Here is a 26,611-nt window from a genome sequence, read left to right on the forward strand (position 1 = left end):
CGGCACTCACCCGATCCCGCCGGTAACCACATAGGCGCCAGCGCTGCGCCCATCATCCAGCCGCACCACCCCCGTCACGATCGAGCCATACGAGCCGCGCCAGACGCTGTGGAGCCGCTTGTGCTCACTGGCCGGAACCAGCGCCCGCCCGCTGAAGCGGGCGCCGCTTCGCTGCATGGCGACAGGCTCTCCGTTGACATGCACCTTGAGGCTGGCGTTCTCGGCTTCGGCCGACCCGACAGGCAGGTCTAGCATGATGGTGATCTCGTCCTGATCGCCCAAAGTGCGCGTTTCTGCTGAAAGTGCGATCGCGAGCGGCAGTGCCTTGCCATTGCCGGCTTGGCTGGGACGACCTGAAAACACGTCATCAGCCAGCTCCGGCGTGCGCGGCGGGCTCGTGCGGCGCTGTGTGGCGCGCTCGTAATCGCCGGCCATGCGCAGCAGCCTTTCGTCATCATAAGCCTTGCCGGCGAAGGTGAGGCCGACCGGCATGCCGATGTCGGCCATGGTTCCCATCGGCACGGTGACGGTCGGGATGCCGAAATGGCGCCAGACCAGATTGCCGTTGGCGACCCAGGTGCCGTTGCGCCAGGCGAGCGCGGCCGACGCCTCGTTGACATCGGCGTCGGCCGGCCCGACATCGGCGGCGGCCGGCAGCACCACGGCGTCGAGCCCTTGCATGTCCAGCCAGTCCTCGAAATCGATCCGCCTTGTCGCCTCCAGCCCCTTCAGGCCCTCGTCCAGCGTCGGGATTTCCCTGAAGGGCGTGACGCCGGATTGGGCCCGCTCGACATACTCCGCCAGGTCGAATCCGCCGTCATAGCGGTCGGGCAGCGTGCCCGGCGGCTGCGGGAAGATCTTCGGGCCGTCAACCGAGGCGAGATCGGGCAGCGCCGGGTCGGCATTGGCGCGCAGGAAATCGTCCCAGCCCCAGATGCAGAGATCCCAGATTTCACGGTCGGCGAATTCCTGCGGCACCAGCCGGCGATCGACCATGGTGCGCGCGCCGGGGCGGTCGCGCTCATAGTTGGAGACGACGGGAAAATCGACTTCCACCACCTCGGCGCCAAGCCGCTCAAGGTCCGCCGCCGCCTGTTCCCACAGGGCGAGCACCGAAGCACGAGTTTCGATCGGCCGGTCGGCTCCGGCATCGCGGCCGATGTACATCCTGGGCACGCCGAGCCGCATACCTCTGAGCGATCCCGCCAGCGCGAGATCTGTGTAGCGCTGCGGCCGCATGTCGGAACTTTTCGGCAGCTCGACCCAGGACTGCGCGCGCCAGAAATCGCCACGTGTCTGCGGATCATCGGCAACGATCACGTCGAGCAACTCCAACATGTCGGGCATGGTCCGCGTGTGCGGCACCACCACATCCATGGTCGGCACCAGCGGCCAGTTGCCGCGCACCGAGATGACGCCGCGCGACGGCGTGTAGGCGACCAGCGCGTTGTTAGTGGCCGGCGCGCGGCCGGACGACCAGGTTTCCTCGCCGAGCCCGAAGGCGCAGAAGCTGGCTGATGTCGCGGTGCCGGAGCCATTGGAGGAGCCCGACGCGAAGGCGGCGGTCAGATAGTCGCCATTGTAGGGGCTTTCGGCGCGGCCATAGACACCGCGCTGCATGCCGCCATTGGCCATCGGTGGCATGTTGGTGAGACCGATCAGCACGGCGCCGCCGGCCCGCAGCCGGGCGATGGTGAAGGCGTCCTCATTGGCGACGAGATGCTCGAAGGCCGGCGAGCCGGCGGCCACCGTCAGGCCGGCGACCTTGTAGCTGTCCTTGGCGGTGTAGGGGATGCCATCGAGCGGCCCGAGCACAGCGCCGTCGCGGCGGCGCTGGTCGGAGGCGGCCGCCTGCTCGAACATGTCGGGGTTGAGCACGGGGACAGCGTTGAGGCTGATGCCATGGCGGTCGAAATGCGCGATGCGCCGCAGATACGCCCCGACCAGCTCGACACTGGTGACGATGCCCCCGTCGAGCGCGTGGCGCAATTGTTCGATCGTCGCTTCGACGAGGTGAAGGCTGGCATCGGTCATTGCTGGTCCCAGGCTGTCGTTTGCAAATCATGGATGGGCGAGGCCGCCGCCGACGGCAAGAGCCAATCGCGATTTGCCGGCGGTCCTTGTTGCCAGCTGGTGTTCTTGCGGTCGCACTGGCGCGATGCGCGAACCTGCCCCGTCGGGAACTTTTGTCGGGCTGGCGATTTTGGATGTATGGTGTGATTCCGGATGGCCAGAAGGGTATTCCAGATGACGACAAAACGCGTTGCGATCCTAGCTCTCGCTTTCGTAACGGGCTCAAGCCTTTGCGCATCGGCGCTCGCCGGCGAGCGGCATCATGGCCACCGGATCCAATCCGAACGCTACGTCCCCGCCGATGGCGATCTCATCGACATCCTGTTCGGCGGCCCGCGCTACTATGATCAGCAGCTGGTCACGACGGCGGCTGGCGCGTGCTCGTACCATCGCGTCGGGCCTGACGCGAGCGCGTTGAACAAGATCAACGATCACCACTGCGGGAAATAGACCGCGGCCTCGGGCCGCAACAACGGCTTTCCAAGCCGCCGCTTAGCGCCGGCCGCTCTCCTTCATGCGCTCGATGATGTCAGCCATCAGGGCCAGGTCGCGGCGGGAATCGGCAAGGTCGGTCACCGGCTTCGTGCCTTCGGTGATGTGGCGGTGGAAGATCTCCAACTCGTTGGAGAAGGCGTCGCCATAGAGCGGCCCGAAGGTTTTCGTCACCGGGCCGAGCGGGCCGGCATCGGTCACCTCGAGCCGGGTCGGCAGGCTGCGGATATAGGGCGTGTCGTAGATGATGCGCACCCGCCTGGTGTTGGAGCGCACCTCGATCATGGCGTCGAACAGGCCGAGATCATCGACCACCGCGTCATACAGACAGGCGAAATGGCCGTAGTCGAAAGTGATGCTGGTGTTGGCGCCACCATTGGTGCGGTGCGCGGCGACCACACCCACGGGCTCGCCGATCAGCCCGCGCATCGCCGAAATGTGATGTGAGGACAGCGCCGTCAGCCCGCGATAGGCACGCATCAGGTCGGCGGGGGCGTCGGCGCCAACCACCTCGCGGATCAGCGCGTCCCGCTCCTTGGCGCCACGGGCCAAGAGGGCAGGGTCGATGTCGTTGGGATAGAGGACGTTCTGGCTCTTCTTGAGGAAATGCCGGCCTTCCGAGATGAGGTCGAAGATGCGGACATGGGTGATGTCGGCGTGATCAGGCAGTTCATCCCGGGCCGCCAGATAGGCCGGGGCGTAGCGGCGCATGTAGCCGACGAAAAGGGTCTTGTCGTAGGTCGGCATCAGCGCCAGCAGGTCGTCGATCTCGCGCACCGTCAGGCAAGCGGGCTTTTCCAGCAAGACATGCTTGTTGGCCTTCATGGCCGCGCGCACGAAGCGGCTGTGGGTGTCGTCGGACGACAGCACGAACACCACGTCGATGTCGGGCGAATTGATCAACGCCTCGGCCGTGTCAAAGGTTTTTGCCGTGGCATATTCGGAGGTGATGAGCGACACCAGGCTTGGCGAGACGTCGTACACGCCCGCGATCCGCCAGCGGTCGCGCTGGTCGGCCAGAACAGGCAGATGGATCGACTGCGCGACCTCTCCAAGACCAACAAGTCCGACACGAAGTGGTGCCACTCTCAAACTCCCCTTGATTTCAAGCCTGATGCCGGCCGAGCTGGCGGCCAGCACTGATTTCACGATCGGCCGGTCACGCCGCGCCGGTGACCAGCGCGACGAGCTCGTTGCCGGTGGTTTCGGAGGCGCGCACCGTCGCCGCCATCTTGCCCGCCCGCATCACCCAGATCTGGTCGGACAGGCGCCGCACCTGATCGAAATTATGGCTGACCAGGATGACCGAGACCGACTGTTCGCGCAGGCGCCGGATCAGCGCCTCGACATTGGCGGTCTCCTGCACGCCGAGTGCGGCGGTCGGTTCGTCCATCACCACCAGCTTGGCGCCGGAGCCGACGGCGCGGCAGATCGAGATCGCCTGGCGCTGGCCGCCCGACAGGCGCCGCACACGCTGGTTGATCGACGGCACGTTGATCGACAGGCGCGACAGCATGGCGCGCGCCTCGCGTCGCATCGCCTTGCGGTCGAGGAAAGCGAAGGGGCCGATGCGGCGCACGAGCTCGCGGTTGAGGAACAGGTTCTGCGCCACCGTCAGTTCGTCGATCAGCGCCAGGTTCTGATGGACGGTCTCGATGCCGGCCTTGCGTGCGCCGTCGGGGTTGGAGAAGGGGTGCTGGCGGCCGTCGAAGACGATGGAACCGGTATCCGGCACATGCACGCCGACCAGGCAGCGGATCAGTGTCGACTTGCCGGCGCCGTTGTCGCCGATGACGGCGGTGACCTCGCCGCGGCGCGCCCGGAAGGCGACGTCGGTGAAGGCGCGGACACCGCCGAAATGCTTGCTCAGGCCTTCGCAGGCGATGATCGCGTCGGAGGAGGCGGCGCTCATTTCTGGTACCGCATGATCAGCGCCGCCAGCACCACGATGGCGCCCACGGCGAGCGGTTGATAGAAGGCCGACACGTTGAGCAGTGTCAGGCCGTTGACGAGAGCGGTGAGCATCAAGGCGCCGATGGCCGGACCCAGGATGCTGGCGCGGCCGCCGAACAGGCTGACGCCGCCCAGGACCACCGCCGCCACCGAATTGAGCAGCAGGCTGGTGTTGATCTGCGGCTCGGCCGAACCGATGCGCGCAACCAGAAGGATTGCCGCGATGCCGGCGCACAAGCCCGAGATGGTGTAGGCGGCGATCTTGACCCGGTTGGTGCGGATGCCGAGCGCGCCGGCACTTTCGACCTGGCCGCCGGTCGCCAGCAGATGCACGCCGAAGCGTGTGTGATAGAGCGCGATATGCGCCACGATGACGGCCGCGATCGCCACCCAGACCGGATAGCCGAAGGGCCCGAAGGAGCCTGAGGCGAGCCTGAGCAGGAAGGTCGAACCGACCATGGTCGGTTCGCCGCCCGACAGGATGAGGCCAAGGCCAGTGATGCCCGACAGCGTGCCGAGCGTCACCACGAAGTCAGGGATCTTGCCGGCGGTGATGATGAGGCCGTTGAGGAAGCCGATGGCGCTGGTGGCCAGCACGCAAAGCACGCAGGCGATGAAGATGCCATAACCGGCCGCATTGACGAGGCCCAGGATGATGGCGCCGAGCATGACGGCGGCCGCCAGCGACAGGTCGATGCCCGAGGTCGCGACGACGAAAGTCTGGCCGATCGACAGCACGACCAGGATCGCCGCCGCCAGCAACAGCGCCTGCAAATTGGCGACGCTGAGAAAGACCGGCTGGGCGATGCCGAAGACGATGACCAGGCCGACCAGGCCGACGACGGATGCCCAGTCGGCCCAGAAGGAAGGATCGAGGAGGAGAGCCGCCAGGGAGGGACGGCTCTCCTCCGCGCCCGCCGAATGGGCGGCGGGCGCGTTGTTCACGGAATTGCTCACTTCAGCATCTCGCGGAAGGGATCGGGATAGTCGCCGCCCGGACGCGGGAAGTTCTTCAGCGAGGCCTCGGCATTGTCCTTGTTGATCAGCAGCACCGGCGCCGGCACGTTGGCGGGCAGTTCCTTGCCCTTGGCGGCCAACGCACAGGCTTCGACGCCCATGGCGCCGACGACATAGGGATATTGGGCGACGGTGGCGGTGAGTTCGCCTGCCGCGATCGACTTCAGCGCGTCGACGATGCCGTCGAGGCCGATCACCTTGACGTCCTTGCCCGAGGTCTGCACGGCGCGTTCGACGCCGAGCGCCATGATGTCGTTGGCGGCGAAGAAACCGGCAAGATCGGGATGCGCGGCGAGGATGTCGGTGGCGGCGGTCAACGCCTTCTCGCGGTCCCAGTCGGCGCTGACCATGACCACGACTTCGAGCTTGCCTTCGACGGCCTGCTTGAAGCCCTTGATACGGGCATTGGAGCCGACATCGCCGACGATGCCGGCGACCAGCGCGACCTTGGCGCCCTTCGGCACCAGCTTCAGCATTTCCTCACCGGCCAGCGCGCCTGCGGAGACATTGTCGGTGCCGATATAGGTCGAGACGGCGAAGCCCGCGGCCTTGGCCTGCTCGGCGTCGATGGTCGAGTCGATGTTGACGATCGGCTTCTTCTTCTGGGCGACCGGCACCAGCGCCTGGACGAGGTTGGAGACGCTGATCGGGTTGACCAGATAGCAATCGAAATCCTGCATGGCCATGGCGGTCAGGCGGTCGGCCTGTCCGGTGGCGTCGCCCATGTTGGCGGCGGCCTGGACGCTGACATTGACGCCATTGGCCTTGCCCTGTTCCTCGATGCCCTTCTGCATGGTCTGGAAGAACGGGTTGTCGAGACCCTTGACGATGGCCGCGATTTTCGCCGGGTCCCCGGCGTGGGCCGGTACCGAAACGATCGCTGCAAGCATGCCTGCGCCAAGCAGACCCGTGCCGAGCTTTAGGCAATTGAACACGCGCATGTTGTTCCTCCTCCTGATTGTTTGATGGGTTGCATCAGTTGTCCAGCGAATGCCTGCCGCGGATGGTGCGAGTCGCAGCTCCCGGTCCGGGCGCTTTTTCATGTCAGGCATTGCTCCTCCCAGAGCGCCGGCGGATGCCTTGCCAGCGTTTCCGCATGTTTTAGAAAAAATTGACATGCGTCAATATTTAAAATGGTGCGCAGTGATTTTTCCTGACGATACCAAACCACTCGACGTGCAAATGCCGCCTTGCAGGTCCATGGATCGCAATCCCGGGTTCAGGCGCCTTCGTGTCAGGCATTTGCTCCTGCCGGAGCGCCGGTCGACGCCTTGCCAGCATTGCCGCCGTTACTGGCCGGCGGACCAATGAAGACGAAGCCGCTCTGATGACCTGCTTGCGTGAACCGGCGGACGCCATACCGGAAGCAAGGGAGGATAGAGCATTGGGAGGTGAGACATGTCTGGTCATGACGACCTGATCCGCGCGGCCATCGGACGGCTGCTTGCCGCGAAAACCGGCGTCGCGGTCATATCGATGAGAGAGATTGTCACGGAGCTTCTGGCTCGGACCGGTGTCGTGCTGGACAAAAGCCTGCAAGACCTGATGCTGGAAATGGCCGATGTTCGCGGCATGACGGTCGCTCTCGACCTTTAGGGCCAATCGACATCCATGTGAGAAATGCGCACCCGAATAGAAGGTGCGGACGAAGGCTATTTCCCAGGCCGAGGCGCGCGGGCGATGGTGGCACTCTCGCACGAGTCGCTCCGGTTAGGCAGTCGCGCGGGGGCAACCCAAGCGCCGCGCCTCGGCCGGGGAGTCACCCCAGCAAATTGCGCGCCGTGCGCATGAAGATCTTCGACCCGATCGGGATCAGGTCGTCCGGAAAGTCGTAGTCCGGGTTGTGCAACGCGGGGTGCCGCTCGCCTGCGCCGAGGAAGAACATCGCCGACTTGGCACCGTGGCCGAACAGGCCGAAATCTTCCGAGGCGCGCATCGGCAGGGCTTCTTCTCCATGCACGACGCCCTCTTCGTGGAGCGCTTGCCGCAGATGCTCCACCGCATCCGGCGCGTTGACGCTGGCGACGAAGATCTCATGGTAGTCCCAGCGGGCGGAAAGGCGCTGCTGGCCGGCGATCTCCGTGACCAGAGCTTCGGCGGCGGCGCATAAATCCGCCATGCGGTCGTCGCGACGGGTGCGCAGCGTCGCCCAGACCTCGGCATGAGCGGGCGCGATGCCGAACACGGCTTCGCCCATCTCGGCATGAGTGACGGTCACCATGGAGAACTCGTCGTCGGCAAAGGTTGCGCGTCCGAGAGCGGGCAGGGCCGGCATCAACTGGCTGATCGCCATCATCGGCGATGTGCCGGTCTCGGGCATGGACGAATGCGCGGTCTTGCCCTCCAGCACGATGCGCATGCCGCGCGAGGCGCAGTTGACCACGCCGGGTTTGAGTCGGACCTCGCCGAACGGCACGCCGGGCAAATTGTGCAGCGAGAAAGCGAAATCCGGCGCGATCTCGCCGAATCGGGGATCGGCGACGACGCCGGCCGCGCCATTGCCGGTTTCTTCCGCCGGCTGGAACATCAGCACGACGCGACCGCTTGCTGGCCGCTCGCGCCCCAACTGGCGGCCGAGGGCGGCCAGGATCGCGGTGTGCCCGTCATGACCGCACATATGCGATTTGCCCGGCACGCGCGAAGAATGCGGCACGCCTGAAAGTTCTTCGATCGGCAAGGCATCGAGTTCCGAACGGAACATCACCGTCGGTCCCGCCCTGCCGCTTTCGTATATGGCCGCGACGCCATGTCCACCCAGACCGGTAAGCACCTTGTCCGGTCCTGTATCGGCGAGGAAGTCGACGACCTCTTTTGCCGTATTCTCCTCCTCATTGGAGATTTCCGGCTGCTGGTGCAGCTTGCGTCGCCACTCGGTCAGCTCGACAATGTCTCGATTGGTAAGGGTCACGCTTTCCGCCTCCGCTGCATTCTTCACGACACGCCCGATCGTCCGGGCATGTCGGAACGCGATGACGAATTGCTACCGACAAACGGCAGCACCCGCCACAGTCCAATTTCCAGGCTTCAGCGGGCCAGAAGCGCGGCGATGCTGTTCCTGCCGAAGGGGCTGATGCGGATTTTGGGGGCAGGGCGCGGACGGCCTGAGGGCACTTGTCAAAACTCGACCATCTGACTGTCGCCATGGTTGAGAGGGTAAGCAGGGGACGTCAGGAACGGCCAGGACCGGTCATTCCGCCCTGCGCCAGGGAAGGCGCGGACCAGGTCAGGAATCCATCATTCGAGTGCTCCGCGGGCGATCGCGGACGACGAGATTATGTGGACGCGAGGGTGCGATTCCGGTTCGGTTTCGAAGTGCAAACGATCCTTGTGTTGTCCCTCCCTCTTTTAAGAAGACGCTAATTTAGATTTATAATAACAAGCTAATTTTAGATGTTGTTCTGTCACGCAAACGTCACAGACTTGCCGTTACTCCCCAGTGTTAGCTTTTTAGTAGTCCTTCTGGCTATAGGTGTCTTGCGGGGCAGTAACTTTCATGCTGCGTTCGGCTCTTCGGGGAATCAGGGGACCAGCGCATGACGGGGCGGTTTTTGAGGAGCGACGGGCCTTCCACCATTACGACCCTTGCTGCCGCCCTTGCGCTGAGCGTCGCGCCCGCTTGGGCTGATGGCGGCAATGGCAGCGGCGTAGGTGCCGGACAAGGTGGCGTGGATGGCGGGCTCGCAGGCGCCACGGGTCAGAATGCCGCCAATGGCGCGACCGCCGGTGGTGGCGGTGGTGGCGTTGACCTCACGACGGGCAACGGCGCGCCGGGAGGTTCGGGAGGAACGGCGCTGACATTCAACGCGCCGAACGGCGTTGCCGGTGCGACCGGCACTACGGGCCAGGTCATTTCGACAAGCGGAACAATCTCAACCAGCGTCAGCGGTGGGACTGGCGGCCCGGGCTCCAATGGCGTCAGTGGCGTGGTCAGGGGCGGCGGCGGCGGCGGTGGAGGTGTCGGCGTCAGTGCCACGGCGGACACTGTCGTTACCGGCAGCGGATCGGTCACAGGCGGCACTGGCGGCCTTGGAGGCTCCAACTCCAATGGTGGCGGCGGTGGCGGTGGCGTCGGCGTGTTTTCATCGGCCAATGTTACCGTGGAAGCCGGCGGCAGCGTCACGGGTGGCGTTGGCGGTCGCGGAAGTTCGCAGAGCGGCGGCGGTGGTGGCGCAGCTGCTGTCGTCCTGACCGGCGGCGGGACAGTCCAGAACAGCGGAAATCTGGTTGGTGGAACTGGCGGAAGGACCCTCGCGGCGGCGGGCGGCGGCGACGGCGGAGCCGGCGTTCTGTTGCTTTCGGGCGGAACGGTCATCAACGGGACGGGGGCGACGATCACCGGCGGGACTGGTGGTCAGGCCGGGGCGGCCGGAACGGCCGGCGATGGCGGCGCGGGAATCAAGGGCGCCAACATCGCCATCATCAATGCGGGCACGATCAGCGGCGGCGCCGTCGGTGCGGGCGGTGGAACGCCGGTAGCCGGCAGAGCCATCGAGTTCACCGGCGGGGTCAATTCGCTGGAGATCCAGGCCGGCTCGACCATCGCGGGCAATGTGGTTGCCTTCAGCGCCGCCGATACTTTCAAGCTGGGCGGCGACACCAGCGCCAGTTTCGATGTGTCCCAGATCGGCGCTGGGGCCAAATATGACGGGTTCGGGTTCTACGAGAAGACCGGGAACAGCACCTGGACGCTGACGGGGACGACGACCGCCGTCACGCCCTGGACATTGACCGGCGGTATTCTGCAGATCTCGAGCGACAACAATTTGGGCGCCCCCTCGGGCGGCTTGACCTTCAATGGCGGCACGCTGGAAACCACCGCCGACATCACCAGTGCCCGGACCATCGCGCTGACGGGAGGCGGAACGTTCCTGACCGATCCGAGCACGACCCTCACGCTCAGCAATGTCATCTCCGGCGCAGGCGGCCTCACCAAAGCCGGCGACGGCACGCTGGTTTTGACAGGCGCCAACACCTACGCTGGCGGCACAACGATCACCGCCGGCACGCTGATCGGCGATGCGGCTTCGATCCGTGGCGACATCGGCAATTCCGGCATCGTCGTGTTCGACCAGGCGGCGGACGCCAGCTTTGCCGGCGATATCTCCGGCACCGGCACGATGGTGAAGGACGGCGCCGGCACGCTGACGCTAACCGGCATCTCCGTGCTCGACTGGACCATCGACCAGGGTGGCCTCGTCTCGGCGGCAGAGCGCTTCGGCGGCGATGTCTCGATCGGCGCGGGCGCCTCCTTCACCTTCGACCAGGTCGCCGACGCCAGCTATGCCGGCGTGCTCTCTGGCGCCGGCACCTTCGTCAAGGACGGGCTGGGCATTCTGGTGCTAGCCTCGGACAACTCAGGCTTCACGGGCGCCACGTCGGTCAGCGGCGGCACGCTTGCCGCGGGCGCGGCGAACGCGTTCAGCTCCTCCTCGCAGTTTTCCGTCGCCTCGGGCGCCACGCTCGATCTTGCCGACACTTCCCAGACGATCGCCGGGCTGACCAACGACGGAACGGTGCGCATCGCCGGCAGCAATCTCGGCAACACGCTGACCATCAGCGGCGACTATGCCGGCAATGGCGGCACCGTCATCCTCAACACAGCGCTCGGCGGCGATGGCTCGGCGACCGACATGCTGGTGATCGCCGGCGACACATCGGGCACGGGCACGCTCCAGGTTGTGAATTTCGGCGGCGCGGGAGACCAAACGGCCGAAGGCATCAAGATCGTCGACGTGGGCGGCGTCTCCAACGGCACCTTCTCGCTCAAGGGCGACTACACTTTCGAAGGCGATGCGGCGGTCGTCGGCGGCGCCTATGCCTACAGGCTCTACCAGGGCGGCACGAGCACGCCCGCCGACGGCGACTGGTATTTGCGGTCCGCCCTGATCGATGACGGCGAACCCGAAACTCCACTCTATCAGGCCGGCGCACCGCTCTACGAAGCCTATGCGGGCGTATTGCAGACCTTCAACCAGCTGGGCACGCTGCAGCAGCGGCTCGGCAACCGATCCTGGACCGTCGAAGCGCAAGGCGCCGATGGGATCTCCGATGAGGTGAAGGCCGAGGCCGGTATCGGGCTGTGGGGCAGGATCGAAGGCACCAGCGGCTCCTACGATCCGGAAAGCTCCACCACCGCAACGACTTACGATACCTCGACCTGGAGGCTGCAGACCGGCGCCGACATGCTCCTGTCCGACAGCACGGCCGGTCAGCTCATCGGTGGCGTCGCATTCCAGTATGGCACGGTGTCCGCCGACGTCTCGTCGGTGTTCGGCAGCGGGTCGATCGATACGACCGGCGCCGGCGTTTCCGGCTCGCTGACCTGGTACGGCGCGGAAGGCTTCTACCTCGATGGCCAGGCGCAGGTGATCTGGTACGACAGCAATCTCGACTCGGCGACCGCCGGACAGCGGCTTGTCGACGGCAATAACGGCGTCGGCTACGCGCTTGGTGTCGAGGCGGGCAAGCGCATCATGCTCGACCCGAGCTGGTCGCTGACGCCGCAAGCGCAGCTTGCCTGGTCGTCCGTCGATTTCGACTCGTTCACCGACGCCTTCGGCGCAAGAGTTGCCTTGGGCAGTGGCGACAGCCTGCTCGGCCGCCTCGGCCTCTCGCTCGACCACCAGACGCAGTGGCAGGACCGAACCGGTCGCGCCGGGCGCACGAATGTCTACGGCCTCGCCAACCTTTATTACGATTTCGAGGATGGCTCGTCGGTCGACCTCGCCGGCAGCAGCCTCTCGAGCCGGAACGAGCAGCTGTGGGGCGGTCTCGGCATCGGCGGCACGATCAATTGGGCCGACGACAAGTTCTCGGTCTTTGGCGAAGCCGTCGCCCGTACCGGCCTGAAAGACTTCGGTGACAGTTACGCGCTGACCGGCACGCTCGGCTTCCGGACCAAGTGGTGAAAACCGACAGGCTGCCGCGCACGCTGCTGCGCCGACGCCCGGGATGCGGCGGGCGCGACTTGCGCGCCGACCTGCGCTGAAGGGACAAGAACGAGCGGGGAGCTTGCCTTTGGCGTTTACGGCAATCGACGGCCGGTCCTCCGGCCGCCGCATCCATCGCCGCAGCTATTTGTTTCGACGCAGTTCCGGACGGAAAACCGCTGCGCACTTTTCCTGGACCAGCTTCATTGATTGATCTCGGGCTCGACCAGCTTTGCCAGGTTCCGGAGCGATTCCTGCCAGCCGAGATAGCAGGCCTCGACCGGGATGACGTCCGGAATGCCGGCCTGGGTAATGTCGACTTCGGTGCCGACCGAGACTTTTTTCAGGATCACAGTCACCTGGATCTCGCCGGGCAGGTTGGGATCGTCGAATTTGTCGGTGTAGCGCAGGCGCTCATTGGGAATGAGCTCAAGATACTCGCCGCCGAAGGCATGGCTGCCGCCGGTCGTGAAGTTGCGGAAGGACATCTTGAACGTGCCGCCGACCTTGGCCTCGAGGTGATGGACCGTGCAGGTGAAGCCGTTCGGCGGAAGCCACTTCGCCAGCGCGTCGGCTTCGACGAAGGCGCGATAGACCTTCTCCGGGGTGGTCGTCAAAACGCGGTGCAAACGTACGGTGCCGGGCATATCCTATCCTTTCATGATGCCTGTTCGATGCCCCAAGGACGAACGAGGCTTGACCAGTCCGACAGAGGCGCTCAGATTTTTCGAGGGCCGGGCCGCAAGCCTGTCCGATTGGCGTACACCGGTCCAGGCTGCTTTGGGACTCGATTTTGCGGCGCCTGGCCCAATCGTCGCAAATGACGAACCGGATAGCCATTGTGAGGAGAGTGTTTATAACGGTCGCTGAAATCGCGATAATCAAGGGGAGACGATGCGCTACATACGTCCGCTTTCAATCGAAGATGCCGTTGGCCAATTGGCTGGATCGGCTGGCACATCAGCCATTCTTGCCGGAGGCAGCGACCTGCTGGTGAGGATGAAGGGTGGTTTTGTCGAACCCGACCTGATCGTCGACATCAAGGCGATCGCCGGCCTGAGCGAGATCACGGAGACGGCCGACGGCTTCAGCATCGGTGCCGCGGTGCCCTGCGCGGTGCTGGGGGAGAGCGCGGCCCTGAAGAAGGCATGGCCCGGCGTCGTCGAAGCCGCCAAGCTGATTGGCTCCAAGCAGGTGCAGGGACGCTGCACCATCGTCGGCAATCTCTGCAACGCCTCGCCGGCGGCCGACAGCGTGCCGGCGCTGGTCGCGGCCGGCGCCAGGGCATCGATTGTCGGGCCGGGGGGCAGGCGCACGATTCCCGTCGGGAGCGTGCCGACCGGGCCGGGCAAGACGTCGCTCGCCAAAGGCGAGATCATCGAGGCGATCCTGCTCGACAAGCGCGCACCGCGCTCGGGCGATGCGTATCTGCGTTTCATTCCCCGCACCGAGATGGACATCGCGGTGGTCAGCGCCGGCGTCAACCTGACGCTCGACGAGCACGGCGTCATCAAGGCGGCCCGCGTGACGCTGGGCGCCGCGGCGCCGACCGTGCTTCTGGTGGAGGAGGCGGCCGAGGCCCTCATCGGCAGGAAGCTGGACGAAGCAGCACTCGAGCGGCTCGCCAAGGTCTGCTTTGGGGCCTGCCGCCCCATCGACGACAAGCGGGGCACCATCGAGTTCAGAAGGAAGGTTGCGGGTGTGCTGGCCGGGCGGGCCGCCACGACCGCCTATGCACGCGCAGGAGGCAAATGATGGCTGGTGTAGCAGTCTCAACGACAATCAACGGCGACAGCGTCGAATACCTTTGCCAGCCGGACGAGACATTGCTCGACGTCCTGCGCGACCGGCTCGGGCTGACGGGCGCCAAGGAAGGCTGCGGCACCGGCGACTGCGGCGCCTGCAGCATCATTCTCGACGACCGGCTGGTGTGCTCGTGCCCGGTGCTCGGCGCGGAAGCCGAGGGCCGGCGTGTCGAGACCATCGAGGGCATGGCGCATGGCGACAAGCTGCATCCGCTGCAGCAGAAGTTCCTCGAGCACGCGGCGCTGCAATGCGGCATCTGCACGCCCGGCTTCCTGATCGCGGCCAAGGATCTGCTGGCCAAGAACCCCGATCCGACCGAGGAGGAGATCCGCTTCGGCCTCGCCGGGAACCTGTGCCGCTGCACCGGCTATGACAAGATCGTGCGCGCCGTCCAGGACGCGGCCATCGTTATGAAGGGAGCCTGAGATGAATTTCGATCCGCGTTTTTCCGGGCGTAAATTCACATCCGTCGGCACGCGCCCCATTCGCCCCGACGGCATCGACAAGGTGACGGGCCGCGCCCGCTACGGCGCCGACTTCAACATGGCCGGCCAGCTGGTCGGGCGTATTCTGCGCAGCCCGCACGCCCACGCCACGATCAGGAAGATCGACACCTCGAAGGCGGAGAAGCTTCCCGGCGTGAAGGCGGTGATCACCGCGGCCGACCTGCCCGACCTCACCGACGGCGATGCCGCCATGTACGACATCCTCGACAATTGCATGGCGCGCACCAAGGCGCTCTATGACGGCCATGCGGTGGCGGCGGTCGCCGCCGTCGATGCCCGCACGGCCAGGCAGGCGCTGAAGCTGATCGTGGTCGACTACGAGGTGCTGCCGCATGTCACCGATGTCGACGAGGCGATGAACCACCATGCGCCCCTGATCAACGATGCCATCTTCACCGAGGGCCTCGAGGAAAAGCCGGTAAAGCCGTCCAACGTCACCAAGCGCAGCCAGTTTGGCCATGGCGATGTCCACCAGGGTTTCGGCCACGCCGATTTCATCGTCGAGCGCTCGTTCAAGACCGAGCAGACGCACCAGGGCTATATCGAGCCGCATGCCTGCGTGGCGAGCGTCTCGTCCGACGGCACTGCTGATCTCTGGGTCTGCACGCAAGGCCATTTCGTCTACCGCCAGCATTGCGCGCAACTGCTTGGCATGGAAGCCTCGAAGCTGCGCGTCACCTCGTCGGAGATCGGCGGCGGCTTCGGTGGCAAGACCCATGTCTGGGCCGAACCGGTGGCACTCGCGCTGTCGCGCAAGGCGGGACGGCCAGTGAAGCTGGTGATGACCCGCGACGAGGTGTTCCGCGCCTCGGGCCCGACCAGCGCCACCTCGATCGACGTCAAGATCGGCGCCCGCAAGGATGGCACCATCACCGCCGCCGAAGCGACGCTGCGCTATTCATGCGGCCCGTATGCCGGCTCCTGGGCCGAGATCGGCGCCATGACGGCGTTCGCCTGCTACAAGCTCGATAACGTCAAGACGGTCGGCTACGAAGTGCTGGTCAACCGGCCGAAGACCGCCGCCTATCGCGCGCCCTCGGCACCGATGGCGGCGTTCGCCGTGGAAAGTGCCGTCGACGAACTGGCCAAGGAGATCGGCATGGATCCGGTCGAGTTCCGGATCAGGAACGCCGCGCAGGAAGGCACAAGGTCGTCCTACGGCCCGGTCTATGGCCCGATCGGCATCGGCCCGACGCTCGAAGCGGCGAAGAGCCATCCACACATGAAGGCGCCGCTGGGCCCGAACCAGGGTCGTGGCATGGCTTGCGGCTTCTGGTTCAACTTCGGCGGCCAGACCTGCACCGACCTCAATATCGGCATGGACGGTTCGGTCTCGCTAGCCGTCGGAACCGTGGATGTGGGCGGCTCACGGGCGTCGCTGTCGCTGGTGGCGGCGGAGGAGCTCGGCATCGCCTATGAGCATGTGAAGGCCATCGTCGCCGACACCTCCAGCCTCGGCTACAACGACATGACCGACGGCAGCCGCGGCACCTTCTCGTCCTCCATGGCGACGATCTCGGCCGCCCGCAACGCGATCAAGATCCTGCGCGAACGCGCTGCTCAGATGTGGGACATTGCCGTCGACGACGTGGTCTGGGAAAAGGGCCACGCGGTCGCCAAGGGCGAGAAGCACGGCAATCTCGGCAAGCTGTCGCTGAAGGAGATCGCCGCCGCTTCCGGCAAGACCGGCGGACCGATCGCCGGCCACAGCGAGCTCGTCGCCGATGGCGCCGGCGTCTCCTTCGCCACCCATATCTGCGATATCGAGGTCGATCCCGAGACGGGTTCGACCAGGGTCATCCGCTACACGGTGGTGCAGGATGCCGGCAAGGCCGTGCACCCGACCTATGTGGAAGGGCAATACCAGGGCGGTGCCGCCCAAGGCATCGGCTGGGCGCTCAACGAGGAGTATATCTACGGCAAGGACGGGCGGCTGCAGAACCCCGGCTTCCTCGACTACCGCATCCCGGTCTGCTCGGACCTGCCGATGATCGACACGCAGATCCTCGAGATCCCCAACCCCAACCACCCCTATGGGGTGCGCGGCGTCGGCGAGACCTCGATCGTGCCGCCGCTGGCGGCGATCGCCAACGCGGTGTCGAACGCGGCCGGCGTGCGCATGACCCACATCCCGATGTCGCCGCCGCGCATCCTGGCGGCGATCGAGGCGGAACGGGGCTAGGGCAGGGCAGGGCTGGCGAATGGTCGAAGTCACCCTCTGGGGCGCGCTCGGCCAGCTCGCCGGCGGCAAGAGCAAGGTCGAGGTCGAAGCCAAGGACATCAGGGAACTGTTCAGGAAACTGGCTGAACAGTATCCCGGCTTCGAGCCGTGGATCGACCGCGGGATTGCGGTGGCGATCGACGGGACGATCTATCGCGATACGTGGTCGAAGGAATTGCCAAAAGGGGCGGAGATTTTCCTGATGCCGAGGCTGGCGGGGGGTAGCGTGGGCGCGGCGCGCTGCCATCGGCGAGCAGGGCTGTCACGTGGACTCGACAAACGGCTCGGCGACAATTGCTTGCCGGTTCCGCCGAAGCCAGCCGTCGAATTGTTGCAGCTTTCTTGTCGCCTATGGGTTATCCCCTGACCAACACCATTCGACACGGAGTTGCGACCCATTGAGCGTAGCCTTTGCCAAGGAGGAAAGTGCGGAGGCAGCATCGGAAACCATCCTGCCGGCTCGCCCTGTCTCCGATCGGATCAACCTCGTCACCGAGGCGGGCCTCAGGATGCTGCAAGACGACTTGGCGCGCGCCCAGCAGGCTCTCGAGACCGCGAACGCGCTGGAGGATGTCAACGAGAGGCGACGGCAGTCGGCGGTTCCGGTTCGAGATATGCGCTATTATGCCGAACGCGTCCGTACGGCCCAGCCTATGCCGGTGCCGACGTCCAATGAAGTGATCGCCTTCGGTCACACCGTTACCTTCGAGCGCGATGATGGCCGCACCCAGACCTTCCGCATCGTCGGTGAGGACGAGGCCAACCCGTCCCAAGCTTCCATTTCGCATGGTTCACCGGTTGCTCTCGCGCTGATTGGCAAATCCGTTGGCGAAATTGTCCAGCTAGGGCAGCACGAACTCGAGATCCTGTCCATTTCCTAGTTGGAGATCGGGGGTAGGACGCGCGTCGCGGTCAACCGCCATCGCCCCGTTTGGTACACCGTCAGGCGACGCCCAGCGAGCAGTGCTGGTTGATGTCAAAAGCCCGGAACGGGCTGGGTCTTTCCACTCAATCGCGCGCCAAGTGTCAAAGCCGCCGGAAAATTCTTGATCACGGCGCGCATGGACGCCGCGCCGCCTGGCCCAAGCGCTATTCGGGCAATCAAGGCCGCGGCACGCAAACGGGTCGAGAATTGCCGACGCCATTGCCTTTCGTAGCGATGTCCGGCCTCGTCGTGGCCCTCGTGACCTTTGCCCAGCGCGACCAGTTCCCGCGCAAGCAGCCAGCCGGATTGCAGCGCCATCGAAATCCCTTCCGCGATTACGGGATGTGACTCACCCGCGATGTTGCCGACGCGGAAGATGCCCTGATCATAGCCAGCTCGAATACCGGGATGGATCGGTCCCGCGGCGAGCCATGGGCCATCCAGTTCGGCGCCGGCCAGCACAGTTCCCACGCCCCGGCACGAGGCCACGACGTGGCGCCATACCGCATCCGCCGCCGCGATGTTTCCATAGCGCTGGCGCAGGTCGGACAGAACATCCCGGCGGATACAGCAGGAAATTGAAACCCGGCCATGGTCCGCCGTTACCATTCCACCATAGCCGCCCGGGAACACCAGCAGCGGCATCAGGTCGGGCGCCAGCGCGGCGCCGGTAAAATGCGCCTTGAAGCCGAAAAGGTCGGAAGGTCGGCTTGTCCTTTCAATCTGGCTTGGGAGTTTTCCTGGTTCCCAGGATCCATGCGCGGCAATGATCACAGGCGCGCTTAAAACCCTTTCTTGCTGTCCCGCCTCCACGGTCACAAATTGCAGATCATCGTCCCGACGAATGGCGACGGCCTTGCAAGGCTGGAGAATTTCGACACCCGCGCGTTCGGCGGCCTGCAACAGGACATAGTCCAGGCGATCGCGGCCGAGCGCGCGGCCGGGACCCGTCCTGGCGCGCGGCATGCGCGCCTCGGCCGAGACATCGCCCGAAAAGAACCCGACGCGGCGTATTTCGGGGCCGGCTTCCGCGCGCCAGGTCTCGCCGACGCCCAACTGGTCGAGCAAGGCAAGGCTGGTGCCCGACATGAATTCGCCGCAGACCTTTCGGCGGGGAAACACGGCCTTCTCCACCATTGCCACCGACCAACCATGCTGGGCCAGCGCAATGGCGGTGGAACTGCCGGCGGGGCCAGCACCGATGACTATAGCGTCGTGCATCATTTGGTGCCGGGCATGCTGGCGCCGACAAAACCTTGAGTGAACAGGCCTTTGCGGGCCTCCATCACGGGCGTTCCACCCGCCAGTTGCCACAATTGCGAAAGTTCCGTGCCGCGAAAACCGGCGCGGACACTTTGCGCCGCGTCGTTCAGTGTAACCGCGCAGGCGCCGATCAGTCGCAGGAACCACGTCGCGACAAGTGGCCCCTTGGCCCTGAGCGGCTCCGTCGCGACGAGCATCGGGGCCATCTTCATGAGACGGGAAAACAGCTCCAGGAGGCGCGTGTCGTCGAAGTGATGGAGGATGAGGTTGGCGCAAACAAGATCGAAGGGCCTGTCCGCTGTCCAATCGAATATGTCGGCGGTTACGGGTTGCGCCCGCCAACCAAGTTCGGCGAAAGCGTCGCGCACATCCTGGCCGATCAGGTCGATCCTGTCGACCATGACGATCTCCACATTGGGCCAACGCCGCGCCATCAGCCGCGCCACTGTCAGCATGAACTTTCCGTCACCGGCGCCGAGTTCGAGGATGCGCAGCGGCGGCGTCCGCACGTTCGTTCGCAAGAGCGATGCCATGATCCTGGCCTGGAACATCAACGCATTGATGCGAACGAGATCACGACGGGATGCAATCGCGCCAGGATCGTCGGCCGGAAGGCCGTCGAGGAGTTCTGGCTCCAGATGCCTGATGTTCATGTCGGTCATGCGATCGATCGGAAATCGAGGGCTTCAGCCGGCAATCCGGCAAATAGAATTCGGTCGTACCTTTATCGCCGCGCGCTGTTCATGGCGGAACTCGCATGTGAACTCAATCCGGACGGCGAAGCCTAAGGCCGGCCCCTTTCATACAAGATGGGAGGCTGGTATCACAGTTTGCTAATGAGAAATATCGGCACCGCGCAATAAAATACCTTATGCCGACGTTTACCATAGGAAACGCTTCCCCAATTCCTAGACCTCTTATGAGACCCGATTGGCCTCATTGTTGGAGCAATTTTGTCCGCTCAAGCGCATCTGAACCGCATTGCCACGTGTGTCCCCGAACACGACGTACATCAATTCTTCCTGCGCTACGGAGCTTCGCTGCTTGAAGACGATGCCCCACGCCTTACGCTCTTCGAGCGAATGGTCGCTCTCGCCGGCATCGAACATCGCTATTCCTGCTTTGCGCCCGCCGACGATCCGCGCGGCGGGGCAATCGACCGCGGCGGCACCTCGGTCAGGGGTTCCTTCGCCAGCACCGCGATCCGTATGCAGATGTACGAAGCCGCAGCACCTGAGCTGGCGCAAAAGGCCGTCGACGAGCTGCTGGCCGACGACGACCGCTCGCTGATCACGCATTTGATCGTGACGAGCTGCACCGGCTTTTCGGCGCCTGGCATCGACCTCGAGCTGGTGCAGCGATGCGGCCTGCGGACGTCGGTCGAGCGCACCATCGTCGGCTTCATGGGATGCTATGCCGCCATCAACGCCTTGAAGCTGTCTCGCCACATCGTGCGCTCCGACCCGAAAGCCCGGGTGCTGATCGTCAACATCGAATTGTGCACGCTGCATTTCAGGGAAGCCACCGAGCTTGAGAAGCTGATCTCGTTCTGCCTGTGGGGCGACGGTTGCGCGGCCGCGCTGGTAACGGCCGAACCGCACGGCCTCCTGCTCGAAAGCTTCCACGCCATCGTGGCAGTGGAGCGCAAGGAGCTGATGAGCTGGCACATCCGCGACGACGGCTTTGACATGGTGCTGTCCGGCCAGGTTCCGGGCGCGGTCCGTGAGACGCTGCGCAGCGAGCATCCGGCCATCCTCGGCGGCAGGCCCGCCAGGGAGATCGATTTGTGGGCGGTGCATCCGGGCGGCCGCTCCGTGCTCGACGCGGTCGAGCGGGCGCTCAAACTGGAACCGGCCGCGCTCGTCCTGTCGCGCGAAGTGCTGCGGAAATACGGCAACATGTCATCGGCAACCGTGATGTTCGTGATGGCCGAAATGCTGAAGGAGCCGTCGGGCTTGCTCGGTTGCGGCATGGCATTCGGGCCGGGATTGACCACCGAGACCATGATGTTCCGGACTGCTTGAGGAGGTCTGGTGACCTGGCCGGATTGAACCTCTGAACCCATGGATCATAAGTTCCCCTGATGATGCCATCGAACAATGTCCGACACCGCATCCGCGCTTTCGCGGCCCGTTGGCTGGTGCCCTATTTGCCGTATCCGCACTTCATGTGCGTGGCGCCGCTTGACGCCGTGCTGCGGATCCTGTGGCGCGCGGAAGGCCAGATCCCTCCCGCTTATTGGCCGCGCCTGGTTCTCCTGCTCCTGCTTTCCGGAATGAGCACGGTCGCCTCCCTGCCGGAGCGCGTGATCGTTGCGGCATGGCTGCTGCTGCGGCCTCCCCCTATGGAGCGGGACAACGCCCCTGTGTTCGTCCTCGGCTACTTCCGATCGGGGACGACGTTTTTGCAGAACCTTTTGGCAGCCGATCCGAACCTGAGATCGCCGAGCTGGCCGCAGGTCCTGGCCCCCCAGACGTTCGTCGTCGGTTGGGCGGTCCTGCGCTACCTTTTCGTACCCTTGCTGCCGTTGACGCGCCTCAACACAGTCGTGCCGGTGGGCGCCAGGCTGCCGGCGGAGGACGACTTCGCGTTGAACAATATGGGTGGGATGTCCGTCCTCGCGGGACGCGCCATGCTTCCTCGCCGGCAGGCCTTCTTCAATCGATTTCACGATCTCGACGCGCTTTCGGCGGATGAGTTTGGTCGCTGGCGCTCCCATCAGGTCGCTTTCGTCCAGAGGCTTGCCCTCGTTGCGGGCGGGCGGCGACTTCTGCTCAAGTCGCCGAGCCATACGGCGCGCGTCCGCTACCTCCAGGACCTGTTTCCGGGCGCGAAGTTTGTCCACATCTCCCGTTCGCCGGAAGTCGTGTTCCGGTCCAACCTGCTTCTGGCGCGCGAATTGCAACGTGCATTCGCCCTGCAGCCGCCACTGCCGGAGGACGAGCAGGAGGAGATCATCACCGGCGAGTATCTCGCGACAGAGATGCACTATCTGGCGGATAGAGCGCGGATTCCGGCCGCCGACCTCGCGGAAGTGCGGCTGCAGGATCTCACCGCCGACCCCGTGGGCGAGATGAAGCGGATCTACCGTGAACTGGGCCTGCCATTTTCCCGTGGCTGCGAGGAGCGGATGCTGCAGGTCGCCGCGACATTCGGCGAGCAGGTGCGTAGCCGCCATCCCGACCTGACCGAAGGGCAGAAAGCGCGGGTAGCTCGCCTCGAACCGCTGGCTGCCGCTTTTGGGCATCCGCCTGCGCAGGCTCCCGAGACGCTCGATGTTGACAGCCAACAACGCATTGGATGACATAGGATCATGACAGCAGGCCGATGGTCGCATGCAAGCTTGGCAGCTTTGGTTCGGCTGTTGCTTGTCCCCGTGTTACTCGCGATCTGCGCCCCATCGCTTTCGGCGGCCGCCGATGAGCAGAGTGACGCGGTCAAGTTGGTTGAGACCGTGCGCCAGGCGGCGATCGTGCTTGGGCATGGTGGGTCCGCCGAGGGGCAGCTCCGCTCGATCTCCGCGGCGTTCGATGGTAGGGGGATCGCCCAAGCCGTGCTCGGGACGTATTGGCGCCGGGCGAGTACGGAAGACCGCGCCGCGGTGGTCGATGCGCTTCTCTACGCGATCGCACACAGGCTGGCCGACCGGCTGGAGCGGACGCAGGACAAGACTTTCACCGTGCTCGGCACAAAGGCTCTGGCTAACGGCGACATCCTGGTGCGCAGCGAATTCCGCCGGCCGCTCCACGGCCCAACGTCCGTCGACTGGCGTGTCCGCCATTGCCGCGGACAACTCTGCATCGGCGATGTCTTTGTCGACGGCGGCTCCGTGACCGTGCAGCAGCGGGACCGCGTTGGCCAACGGCTCGCCGGCAACGGCGGCTCGATCCCCGCGCTTGTCGTCGATCTCAGGAAAGGCCGGGTATGACCTCTCGCTCGTGCTCATGTCCCCTCTCGTCGAATTGATCAATGTCGGCCGCGACTTCGACGGCGGCCGCATTGTTGCCGTTGACGATGTGTCGCTGGCGATCGGAGATGACGAGACCGTCGCCATTGTCGGCCGCAGCGGGAGCGGCAAGTCAACGATCCTGAACCTGGTCTGTGGGCTTGACCGGCCGACGCGCGGCGAAGTTCGGTTCGAAGGACGGGCTGTCAACGGGAGGACTGCGTGGGCAGCCGTCCGGGCCGGCAAGATCGGGATCGTTTTCCAGAATTTCTCCCTGCTCCAGTCCTTGTCGGCGCGCGAGAACATCGAGGTGGCTTTGCTGGGAAACCTCGGCGGAGCGCGGCAGCGTCGCGCTCGTGCGCTCGAACTTCTGGCACATTTCGGTCTTGCCGAGCGCGCTACGCTCCGGCCGGCCGAGCTTTCGGGCGGCGAACGCCAGCGGCTTGCAATTGCGCGGGCGCTTGCAAACCGTCCGAAGCTTCTCGTGGCCGACGAGCCGACAGGAAGCCTCGACGTGCAGACGAGCCAATCCGTGATGAGCATCATTGGCAACGTGCATCGCGAGTTCGGTACCGCGGTGATCGTGGTGACCCATGACGAGGACGTGGCCGCACTGTGCGGCCGGCGCGTCGAGATTTCCGACGGCCGCATCCGTTCGGACAGCGCAATGGCGGCCATGTCGACGCCCGCGCCGGCGTCGCGGATCGGCTGACCCATGACAGAGCTGACCCTTCCCCTGCGCGGTCTCATCGCGCGTCCGCTTCGCACCCTCCTCACGGTTCTCGGCATCGCTCTGGCGGTGGCGGGGTTTGTGGCACTGACCGGCCTGACCGCTGGCGTCCAGCACTCGTTTGCATCGGGAATCGACGAGAACGGTGCGGACCTGGTGGTAAGCCAGCGCAGCGCGTTCAACCTGGTGAGCAGCACCGTACCCAAGTCCCTGGGCTCCGGGCTTTCCGCGGTGCCAAACGTCGAGGCCGTATCGGGCGTTCTCCTGAACATCACCACTGCCGATGACGCCGCGAATATCGTCATGGCCGGCTGGCCGAGCGGCAGCTTCCTGTGGAAAGACATGCACCTCCTGGCGGGGCAAATCCCTGCGCCGGGCGACCAATGGTCCGTGATCCTTGGCGAGTCGATCGCCAGCGCGTTGGACAAACGGATCGGTGATACTGTCGAGCTCCAGTTCCAGCCCTATCGGATTGTCGGCATCGCGTCGTTCTCGTCCATACTCAACCAGAACAGCGCGATCGTTCCGCTCGAAGGGCTGCAGCAACTCCTGTCGCGAGAGGACGTGTTCACCTTGTTCGAGGTGAGGTTGAAGCGACCGCTCGACAAGAACGACATCGCTGCTGCCCGAACCAGGCTCGTCGCGGCCGCACCCGGTTTCGAGGTCGGCGATACCGAGCAGTTCGCCAGCAGCATCCGCGTCTTCGATCTGCTTCAGGCGATTGCCCGGACAATTTCACTGGTTGTCATGGCGATGGCCTGTGTCGCCATTGCCAATACACTTCTGATGGCCGTGAACGAACGGACGTTCGAGATTGGAGTTCTCGCGGCGCTAGGCTGGTCTCCACGGCGGATTCTCCGGCTCATTCTCATCGAAGGCGTGATCATGAGCGCGGCCGGCGGGGTTACAGGGATCATTCTCGGCGCCCTGACCATGGAAATGGCGGCGAGGACGAAGTTCGCGGCGGGTCTGATCGTGCCTTACCTGTCAGGCTGGTCGATCGCGCAGGCGCTGATCTTCGTCTTCATCGCCGGGCCCCTCGGCGCGCTCTATCCGGCCTGGCGCGCCACGCGCCTTCTCCCCGCCGAGGCGCTCCGCAGGATCTGACGCCGGCGGGTCAAGTATTTATTGGCTAAAAGTCAGTGGGAACCGGGATGCCGCACCGGCTGCAGACAAAGCGTCCGTGCTTCGGATACAGTTCCGCCGGCAGCGACACTCATCGAGGGAGGATATCGAGGTGAACGAAGCCAGTCCAAGGCCGCTCGCGGAGATTGCCAGCTATCATGCCCACATCTACTACAACGGGCAGACCGAGCGGCGACATGCCGAATGGCTGCGTCTTCGCATTGGGGAACGTTTCCGCGTGCGCCTGGGCGCCTGGCACGACCAGAAAGTCGGTCCGCATGACCAGGCCATGTACCAGGTCTCATTCGCGAACGAGATTTTCGCTTCACTCGTTCCGTGGCTGATGCTGAACCATGGGGAGCTCAGCATCCTCATCCACCCGAACACGACCAACGCCCGGCGCGACCATCTGGTCGACCCGATCTGGATCGGCCGGCCGCTGGCAGTGCACGGCGATATCCTTCCGGAGGATCATGAGGCGGAAGAGGCGCTGGAGCCTAACACCGAGCCTTCGCTGACAGCATAGCGGTTCCCGGCGCGACCGCGACCTCCAATGGGCTTTTTTAGCCCCTATACACACCACTCGCACCCTCTCGTGCACCGGCGCCGACGCGGAAAGGCTTCCTGGTTCGGCTCGCCATCAGCCGATTCATCGGCAGGTCTTATGGAAAGGCCCGCCACGTCTGTGGCGAGCCTTTTCGGTGCGATGCGTACTTCAAGTCAGGATAAGGACGATCTTCAGCGTATCCGGATCGACGATGACGATGCGACCGTCGGCCAACACAAAATACTCGTAGGTTTCGTAGGCTGGTACGATCTTGACGATACGCGCCGGCAGACGATGCAGCCGAATCTTGTGCCGGGGAACCTCTATGCCGACCGAAATGTCGAAATCGACATTGGACACCGGTTCGACCCTGGTCTCCTTGATGACCTGCGTGATCTGGGTTTTCTGTTCGACAGTGACGTTGGTGATGGAAGCAGTCGACCCCTGATCAGTCTGTGTCGAGGTCTTGCCCTGAGCCTGCTGGTCCGTCTGGACCTTGGCTTTTCCCTGGGCCTGCTGATCGGTGGCCGCACCAGCCTTGCCTTGGGCCTGCTCGTCGGTCTTGACCTTGGGCTTGCCCTGCGCCTGCTGGTCAGTCTGGACCTTGGCTTTTCCCTGGGCTTGCTGATCGGTGGTCGCACCAGTCTTGCCCTTGGCTTGCTCGTCGGTCTTGAGCTTGGGCTTGCCCTGAGCCTGCTGGTCGGTCTGGACCTTGGCTTTCCCCTGGGCCTGCTGATCGGTGCTCGCACCAGCCTTGCCTTGGGCCTGCTCGTCGGTCTGGACTTTGGGCTTGCCTTGAGCCTGCTGGTCTGTCTGGACCTTGGCTTTGCCCTGCTCACCCATCTTCATCTTCGAACCCTTCTGGCAGCCTGCCGCGCCTGCCGCGCAATTGGCGTCGGCGCCCGACTGGGTTTCGGCTGGTTGGGTCTGAGCCAGTGCCGCCCCACACCCAACTCCGAGCGCGAGCATGCTGGTGATCAGGATATGTTTCATGAGAAATCTCCTCGAAAGTGTCAGTCCCTTCCGTGGGTAAACCTCATCTGAAAAACTTTGTTCCGGGCGAATTGGCAAAACCGAC

Annotated in this window: 23 protein-coding genes and 1 pseudogene; 14 read left to right on the forward strand and 10 right to left on the reverse strand. The window is 64.6% G+C overall.

Going from position 1 to position 26,611, the window contains the following annotated elements; genetic code table 11:
- Nucleotides 1-6: 6 nt before the first annotated feature.
- Nucleotides 7-2,034: an amidase gene (locus AC56QQ_RS11810; RefSeq protein ID WP_497127268.1), complete on the reverse strand. Its 2,028-nt coding sequence runs from the start codon at nt 2,032-2,034 to the stop codon at nt 7-9.
- Nucleotides 2,035-2,247: 213 nt separating this feature from the next.
- Here AC56QQ_RS11810 and AC56QQ_RS11815 point away from each other — a divergent pair, with 213 nt between their 5' ends.
- Nucleotides 2,248-2,523: a hypothetical protein gene (locus AC56QQ_RS11815; RefSeq protein ID WP_497127270.1), complete on the forward strand. Its 276-nt coding sequence runs from the start codon at nt 2,248-2,250 to the stop codon at nt 2,521-2,523.
- Between the two features lie 42 nt (nt 2,524-2,565).
- On the opposite strand, the gene AC56QQ_RS11820 is transcribed toward AC56QQ_RS11815, so the two are convergent.
- The 4 genes from AC56QQ_RS11820 to AC56QQ_RS11835 all read right to left on the reverse strand — a co-directional run bounded on the left by AC56QQ_RS11820 (nt 2,566) and on the right by AC56QQ_RS11835 (nt 6,476).
- Nucleotides 2,566-3,651, reverse strand: a complete 1,086-nt coding sequence (locus AC56QQ_RS11820; protein ID WP_497127272.1) for a Gfo/Idh/MocA family protein — start codon at nt 3,649-3,651, stop codon at nt 2,566-2,568.
- A gap of 73 nt (nt 3,652-3,724) precedes the next feature.
- A complete protein-coding gene (locus AC56QQ_RS11825; protein WP_497127274.1) occupies nt 3,725-4,477 on the reverse strand; it encodes an ATP-binding cassette domain-containing protein in 753 nt (250 codons plus the stop codon).
- Nucleotides 4,474-5,475 carry an ABC transporter permease gene (locus AC56QQ_RS11830; protein WP_497127276.1) on the reverse strand — a complete coding sequence of 334 codons (1,002 nt, stop codon included), beginning with the start codon at nt 5,473-5,475 and terminating at the stop codon, nt 4,474-4,476. The genes AC56QQ_RS11825 and AC56QQ_RS11830 overlap by 4 nt, the downstream gene beginning before the upstream one ends.
- On the reverse strand, nt 5,472-6,476 hold the full coding sequence (locus AC56QQ_RS11835) for a sugar ABC transporter substrate-binding protein (RefSeq protein ID WP_497127278.1): 1,005 nt from the start codon (nt 6,474-6,476) through the stop codon (nt 5,472-5,474). Before AC56QQ_RS11835 ends, AC56QQ_RS11830 begins: the two co-directional genes overlap by 4 nt.
- Before the next feature lie 457 nt (nt 6,477-6,933).
- Between AC56QQ_RS11835 and AC56QQ_RS11840 the strand changes: the two genes are divergently transcribed.
- Nucleotides 6,934-7,131, forward strand: coding sequence for a hypothetical protein (locus AC56QQ_RS11840; RefSeq protein ID WP_497127280.1), 198 nt, complete (start codon nt 6,934-6,936; stop codon nt 7,129-7,131).
- A gap of 163 nt (nt 7,132-7,294) precedes the next feature.
- Here the strand turns inward: AC56QQ_RS11840 and AC56QQ_RS11845 are convergent, their stop codons facing one another.
- Nucleotides 7,295-8,443, reverse strand: coding sequence for an amidohydrolase (locus AC56QQ_RS11845; protein WP_497127282.1), 1,149 nt, complete (start codon nt 8,441-8,443; stop codon nt 7,295-7,297).
- Between the two features lie 625 nt (nt 8,444-9,068).
- Between AC56QQ_RS11845 and AC56QQ_RS11850 the strand changes: the two genes are divergently transcribed.
- Complete coding sequence (locus AC56QQ_RS11850) at nt 9,069-12,443, forward strand: autotransporter outer membrane beta-barrel domain-containing protein (protein ID WP_497127284.1); 3,375 nt, start codon at nt 9,069-9,071, stop codon at nt 12,441-12,443.
- Between the two features lie 224 nt (nt 12,444-12,667).
- On the opposite strand, the gene AC56QQ_RS11855 is transcribed toward AC56QQ_RS11850, so the two are convergent.
- A complete protein-coding gene (locus AC56QQ_RS11855; protein WP_497127286.1) occupies nt 12,668-13,111 on the reverse strand; it encodes an SRPBCC family protein in 444 nt (147 codons plus the stop codon).
- A gap of 247 nt (nt 13,112-13,358) precedes the next feature.
- Here AC56QQ_RS11855 and AC56QQ_RS11860 point away from each other — a divergent pair, with 247 nt between their 5' ends.
- The 5 genes and pseudogenes from AC56QQ_RS11860 to greA all read left to right on the forward strand — a co-directional run bounded on the left by AC56QQ_RS11860 (nt 13,359) and on the right by greA (nt 17,878).
- The gene (locus AC56QQ_RS11860) at nt 13,359-14,219 is read left to right on the forward strand and encodes an FAD binding domain-containing protein (protein ID WP_497127288.1); all 861 of its coding nucleotides are present in this window, start codon (nt 13,359-13,361) and stop codon (nt 14,217-14,219) included.
- Nucleotides 14,219-14,695 (forward strand): (2Fe-2S)-binding protein, encoded by a 477-nt coding sequence (locus AC56QQ_RS11865; protein ID WP_497127291.1) that lies wholly within the window; start codon nt 14,219-14,221, stop codon nt 14,693-14,695. The genes AC56QQ_RS11860 and AC56QQ_RS11865 overlap by 1 nt, the downstream gene beginning before the upstream one ends.
- A 1-nt stretch (nt 14,696) precedes the next feature.
- Entirely contained in the window at nt 14,697-16,958 is a 2,262-nt protein-coding gene (locus tag AC56QQ_RS11870; RefSeq protein WP_497127293.1) for a xanthine dehydrogenase family protein molybdopterin-binding subunit, read from the forward strand.
- Nucleotides 16,959-16,977: 19 nt separating this feature from the next.
- Nucleotides 16,978-17,220 (forward strand): annotated as a pseudogene (locus tag AC56QQ_RS11875) (MoaD/ThiS family protein); the annotation flags it as partial.
- 175 nt (nt 17,221-17,395) lie between these two features.
- The gene (gene greA, locus AC56QQ_RS11880; RefSeq protein WP_497127295.1) at nt 17,396-17,878 is read left to right on the forward strand and encodes a transcription elongation factor GreA; all 483 of its coding nucleotides are present in this window, start codon (nt 17,396-17,398) and stop codon (nt 17,876-17,878) included.
- A gap of 95 nt (nt 17,879-17,973) precedes the next feature.
- Here greA and AC56QQ_RS11885 read toward each other — a convergent pair whose 3' ends face one another.
- Together AC56QQ_RS11885 and AC56QQ_RS11890 are read right to left on the reverse strand one after the other, a co-directional pair.
- Nucleotides 17,974-19,146 carry an NAD(P)/FAD-dependent oxidoreductase gene (locus AC56QQ_RS11885; protein WP_497127297.1) on the reverse strand — a complete coding sequence of 391 codons (1,173 nt, stop codon included), beginning with the start codon at nt 19,144-19,146 and terminating at the stop codon, nt 17,974-17,976.
- Entirely contained in the window at nt 19,143-19,847 is a 705-nt protein-coding gene (locus AC56QQ_RS11890; protein ID WP_497127299.1) for a class I SAM-dependent methyltransferase, read from the reverse strand. The genes AC56QQ_RS11885 and AC56QQ_RS11890 overlap by 4 nt, the downstream gene beginning before the upstream one ends.
- Nucleotides 19,848-20,138: 291 nt before the next feature.
- On the opposite strand from AC56QQ_RS11890, the gene AC56QQ_RS11895 reads away from it, so the two are divergent.
- The 6 genes from AC56QQ_RS11895 to AC56QQ_RS11920 all read left to right on the forward strand — a co-directional run bounded on the left by AC56QQ_RS11895 (nt 20,139) and on the right by AC56QQ_RS11920 (nt 25,512).
- Nucleotides 20,139-21,209, forward strand: a complete 1,071-nt coding sequence (locus AC56QQ_RS11895; protein WP_497127301.1) for a type III polyketide synthase — start codon at nt 20,139-20,141, stop codon at nt 21,207-21,209.
- A gap of 59 nt (nt 21,210-21,268) precedes the next feature.
- Nucleotides 21,269-22,489: a sulfotransferase family protein gene (locus AC56QQ_RS11900; RefSeq protein WP_497127303.1), complete on the forward strand. Its 1,221-nt coding sequence runs from the start codon at nt 21,269-21,271 to the stop codon at nt 22,487-22,489.
- Nucleotides 22,490-22,528: 39 nt separating this feature from the next.
- Complete coding sequence (locus AC56QQ_RS11905) at nt 22,529-23,113, forward strand: Tgt2/MlaC family protein (RefSeq protein ID WP_497127305.1); 585 nt, start codon at nt 22,529-22,531, stop codon at nt 23,111-23,113.
- A gap of 88 nt (nt 23,114-23,201) precedes the next feature.
- Nucleotides 23,202-23,843 carry an ABC transporter ATP-binding protein gene (locus AC56QQ_RS11910; protein ID WP_497127307.1) on the forward strand — a complete coding sequence of 214 codons (642 nt, stop codon included), beginning with the start codon at nt 23,202-23,204 and terminating at the stop codon, nt 23,841-23,843.
- 3 nt (nt 23,844-23,846) lie between these two features.
- Nucleotides 23,847-24,968 carry an ABC transporter permease gene (locus AC56QQ_RS11915; protein ID WP_497127309.1) on the forward strand — a complete coding sequence of 374 codons (1,122 nt, stop codon included), beginning with the start codon at nt 23,847-23,849 and terminating at the stop codon, nt 24,966-24,968.
- A gap of 130 nt (nt 24,969-25,098) precedes the next feature.
- On the forward strand, nt 25,099-25,512 hold the full coding sequence (locus AC56QQ_RS11920; protein ID WP_497127311.1) for a DOPA 4,5-dioxygenase family protein: 414 nt from the start codon (nt 25,099-25,101) through the stop codon (nt 25,510-25,512).
- 189 nt (nt 25,513-25,701) lie between these two features.
- Here AC56QQ_RS11920 and AC56QQ_RS11925 read toward each other — a convergent pair whose 3' ends face one another.
- Nucleotides 25,702-26,526, reverse strand: a complete 825-nt coding sequence (locus AC56QQ_RS11925) for a DUF1236 domain-containing protein (RefSeq protein WP_489863500.1) — start codon at nt 26,524-26,526, stop codon at nt 25,702-25,704.
- Between the last annotated feature and the right edge of the window lie 85 nt (nt 26,527-26,611).

Source organism: Mesorhizobium sp. RCAM 05099, assembly GCF_059683685.1.

Excerpts from the sequence above, each read along its gene's own strand:
- AC56QQ_RS11810 (WP_497127268.1), bottom strand. The coding sequence starts at position 2,034 with ATGACCGATGCCAGCCTTCACCTCGTCGAAGCGACGATCGAACAATTG.
- AC56QQ_RS11815 (WP_497127270.1), top strand. The coding sequence starts at position 2,248 with ATGACGACAAAACGCGTTGCGATCCTAGCTCTCGCTTTCGTAACGGGC.
- AC56QQ_RS11825 (WP_497127274.1), bottom strand. The coding sequence starts at position 4,477 with ATGAGCGCCGCCTCCTCCGACGCGATCATCGCCTGCGAAGGCCTGAGC.
- AC56QQ_RS11835 (WP_497127278.1), bottom strand. The coding sequence starts at position 6,476 with ATGCGCGTGTTCAATTGCCTAAAGCTCGGCACGGGTCTGCTTGGCGCA.
- AC56QQ_RS11840 (WP_497127280.1), top strand. The coding sequence starts at position 6,934 with ATGTCTGGTCATGACGACCTGATCCGCGCGGCCATCGGACGGCTGCTT.
- AC56QQ_RS11850 (WP_497127284.1), top strand. The coding sequence starts at position 9,069 with ATGACGGGGCGGTTTTTGAGGAGCGACGGGCCTTCCACCATTACGACC.
- AC56QQ_RS11855 (WP_497127286.1), bottom strand. The coding sequence starts at position 13,111 with ATGCCCGGCACCGTACGTTTGCACCGCGTTTTGACGACCACCCCGGAG.
- AC56QQ_RS11860 (WP_497127288.1), top strand. The coding sequence starts at position 13,359 with ATGCGCTACATACGTCCGCTTTCAATCGAAGATGCCGTTGGCCAATTG.
- AC56QQ_RS11865 (WP_497127291.1), top strand. The coding sequence starts at position 14,219 with ATGGCTGGTGTAGCAGTCTCAACGACAATCAACGGCGACAGCGTCGAA.
- AC56QQ_RS11870 (WP_497127293.1), top strand. The coding sequence starts at position 14,697 with ATGAATTTCGATCCGCGTTTTTCCGGGCGTAAATTCACATCCGTCGGC.
- AC56QQ_RS11885 (WP_497127297.1), bottom strand. The coding sequence starts at position 19,146 with ATGATGCACGACGCTATAGTCATCGGTGCTGGCCCCGCCGGCAGTTCC.
- AC56QQ_RS11890 (WP_497127299.1), bottom strand. The coding sequence starts at position 19,847 with ATGACCGACATGAACATCAGGCATCTGGAGCCAGAACTCCTCGACGGC.
- AC56QQ_RS11900 (WP_497127303.1), top strand. The coding sequence starts at position 21,269 with ATGATGCCATCGAACAATGTCCGACACCGCATCCGCGCTTTCGCGGCC.
- AC56QQ_RS11915 (WP_497127309.1), top strand. The coding sequence starts at position 23,847 with ATGACAGAGCTGACCCTTCCCCTGCGCGGTCTCATCGCGCGTCCGCTT.
- AC56QQ_RS11925 (WP_489863500.1), bottom strand. The coding sequence starts at position 26,526 with ATGAAACATATCCTGATCACCAGCATGCTCGCGCTCGGAGTTGGGTGT.